The organism is Streptomyces sp. NPDC055243, from assembly GCF_044544025.1.
GTDB lineage: Bacteria > Actinomycetota > Actinomycetes > Streptomycetales > Streptomycetaceae > Streptomyces.
This window is the reverse complement of record NZ_JBITWR010000039.1, coordinates 1,881-5,082: the sequence shown is the minus strand read 5'-3', so window position 1 is coordinate 5,082 and position 3,202 is coordinate 1,881. Positions and strand designations below refer to the sequence as shown.

Sequence of the window (3,202 nt, the reverse complement as noted above, 5' to 3'; positions counted from 1 at the left end):
AACACAGTGGACGCGAGCAACTGAGGACAAGCCCTCGGCCTATTAGTACCAGTCACCTCCACCCGTTGCCGGGCTTCCAGATCTGGCCTATCAACCCAGTCGTCTACTGGGAGCCTTAACCCCTCAAGGGGGTGGGAATACTCATCTCGAAGCAGGCTTCCCGCTTAGATGCTTTCAGCGGTTATCCTTTCCGAACGTAGCCAACCAGCCATGCCCTTGGCAGGACAACTGGCACACCAGAGGTTCGTCCGTCCCGGTCCTCTCGTACTAGGGACAGCCCTTCTCAATATTCCTACGCGCACAGCGGATAGGGACCGAACTGTCTCACGACGTTCTAAACCCAGCTCGCGTACCGCTTTAATGGGCGAACAGCCCAACCCTTGGGACCGACTCCAGCCCCAGGATGCGACGAGCCGACATCGAGGTGCCAAACCATCCCGTCGATATGGACTCTTGGGGAAGATCAGCCTGTTATCCCCGGGGTACCTTTTATCCGTTGAGCGACGGCGCTTCCACAAGCCACCGCCGGATCACTAGTCCCGACTTTCGTCCCTGCTCGACCCGTCGGTCTCACAGTCAAGCTCCCTTGTGCACTTACACTCAACACCTGATTACCAACCAGGCTGAGGGAACCTTTGGGCGCCTCCGTTACTCTTTAGGAGGCAACCGCCCCAGTTAAACTACCCATCAGACACTGTCCCTGATCCGGATCACGGACCCAGGTTAGACATCCAGCACGACCAGAGTGGTATTTCAACGTTGACTCCACGAACACTGGCGTGCCCGCTTCAAAGTCTCCCACCTATCCTACACAAGCCGAACCGAACACCAATATCAAACTGTAGTAAAGGTCCCGGGGTCTTTCCGTCCTGCTGCGCGAAACGAGCATCTTTACTCGTAGTGCAATTTCACCGGGCCTATGGTTGAGACAGTCGAGAAGTCGTTACGCCATTCGTGCAGGTCGGAACTTACCCGACAAGGAATTTCGCTACCTTAGGATGGTTATAGTTACCACCGCCGTTTACTGGCGCTTAAGTTCTCAGCTTCGCACACCCGAAAGTGCACTAACCGGTCCCCTTAACGTTCCAGCACCGGGCAGGCGTCAGTCCGTATACATCGCCTTACGGCTTCGCACGGACCTGTGTTTTTAGTAAACAGTCGCTTCTCGCTGGTCTCTGCGGCCACCCCCAGCTCACGGAGTAAATCCGATCACCAGTGATGGCCCCCCTTCTCCCGAAGTTACGGGGGCATTTTGCCGAGTTCCTTAACCATAGTTCACCCGAACGCCTCGGTATTCTCTACCTGACCACCTGAGTCGGTTTAGGGTACGGGCCGCCATGAAACTCGCTAGAGGCTTTTCTCGACAGCATAGGATCATCCACTTCACCACAATCGGCTCGGCATCAGGTCTCAGCCTTAATGTGCGACGGATTTACCTATCACACGGCCTACACCCTTACCCCGGGACTACCACCGCCCGGGCTGGACTACCTTCCTGCGTCACCCCATCACTCACCTACTACCACCTTGGGTCGGCGGCTCCACCACTTCCCTTTGCCCGAAGGCTCCAGGACGGCTTCACGGCCTTAGCATTAATGGGCTCGATGTTTGACGCTTCACAGCGGGTACCGGAATATCAACCGGTTATCCATCGACTACGCCTGTCGGCCTCGCCTTAGGTCCCGACTTACCCTGGGCAGATCAGCTTGACCCAGGAACCCTTAGTCAATCGGCGCACACGTTTCTCACGTATGTATCGCTACTCATGCCTGCATTCTCACTCGTGAACCGTCCACCACTAGCTTCCGCTGCAGCTTCACCCGGCACACGACGCTCCCCTACCCATCCCAGCAGGCGTTGGCCCTAATGCTGGAATGACACGACTTCGGCGGTACGCTTGAGCCCCGCTACATTGTCGGCGCGGAATCACTTGACCAGTGAGCTATTACGCACTCTTTCAAGGGTGGCTGCTTCTAAGCCAACCTCCTGGTTGTCTGTGCGACTCCACATCCTTTCCCACTTAGCGTACGCTTAGGGGCCTTAGTCGATGCTCTGGGCTGTTTCCCTCTCGACCATGGAGCTTATCCCCCACAGTCTCACTGCCGCGCTCTCACTTACCGGCATTCGGAGTTTGGCTAAGGTCAGTAACCCGGTAGGGCCCATCGCCTATCCAGTGCTCTACCTCCGGCAAGAAACACACGACGCTGCACCTAAATGCATTTCGGGGAGAACCAGCTATCACGGAGTTTGATTGGCCTTTCACCCCTAACCACAGGTCATCCCCCAGGTTTTCAACCCTGGTGGGTTCGGTCCTCCACGACCTCTTACAGCCGCTTCAACCTGCCCATGGCTAGATCACTCCGCTTCGGGTCTTGAGCGCGCTACTGAACCGCCCTATTCGGACTCGCTTTCGCTACGGCTTCCCCACACGGGTTAACCTCGCAACGCACCGCAAACTCGCAGGCTCATTCTTCAAAAGGCACGCAGTCACGACTGTATGTGCAAGCACATACAGCGACGCTCCCACGGCTTGTAGGCACACGGTTTCAGGTACTATTTCACTCCGCTCCCGCGGTACTTTTCACCATTCCCTCACGGTACTATCCGCTATCGGTCACCAGGGAATATTTAGGCTTAACGGGTGGTCCCGCCAGATTCACACGGGATTTCTCGGGCCCCGTGCTACTTGGGTGTCTCTCAAACGAGCCGTTGATGTTTCGACTACGGGGGTCTTACCCTCTACGCCGGACCTTTCGCATGTCCTTCGCCTACACCAACGGTTTCTGACTCGTCTCACAGCCGGCAGACTGTGAAAGAGAGATCCCACAACCCCGCACACGCAACCCCTGCCGGGTCTCACACGTATACGGTTTGGCCTCATCCGGTTTCGCTCGCCACTACTCCCGGAATCACGGTTGTTTTCTCTTCCTGCGGGTACTGAGATGTTTCACTTCCCCGCGTTCCCTCCACACTGCCTATGTGTTCAGCAGCGGGTGACAGCCCATGACGACTGCCGGGTTTCCCCATTCGGAAACCCCCGGATCAAAGCCTGGTTGACGACTCCCCGGGGACTATCGTGGCCTCCCACGTCCTTCATCGGTTCCTGGTGCCAAGGCATCCACCGTGCGCCCTTAAAAACTTGGCCACAGATGCTCGCGTCCACTGTGCAGTTCTCAAACAACGACCAACCACCCGTCACAGC

The 3,202-nt window shown here is 56.8% G+C and carries 1 rRNA gene; it reads right to left on the bottom strand.

Annotation, left to right across the window (positions count from 1 at the left end):
* Nucleotides 1-22 precede the first annotated feature (22 nt).
* Nucleotides 23-3,145, bottom strand: a 23S ribosomal RNA gene (locus ACIGXX_RS44055).
* Between the last annotated feature and the right edge of the window lie 57 nt (nucleotides 3,146-3,202).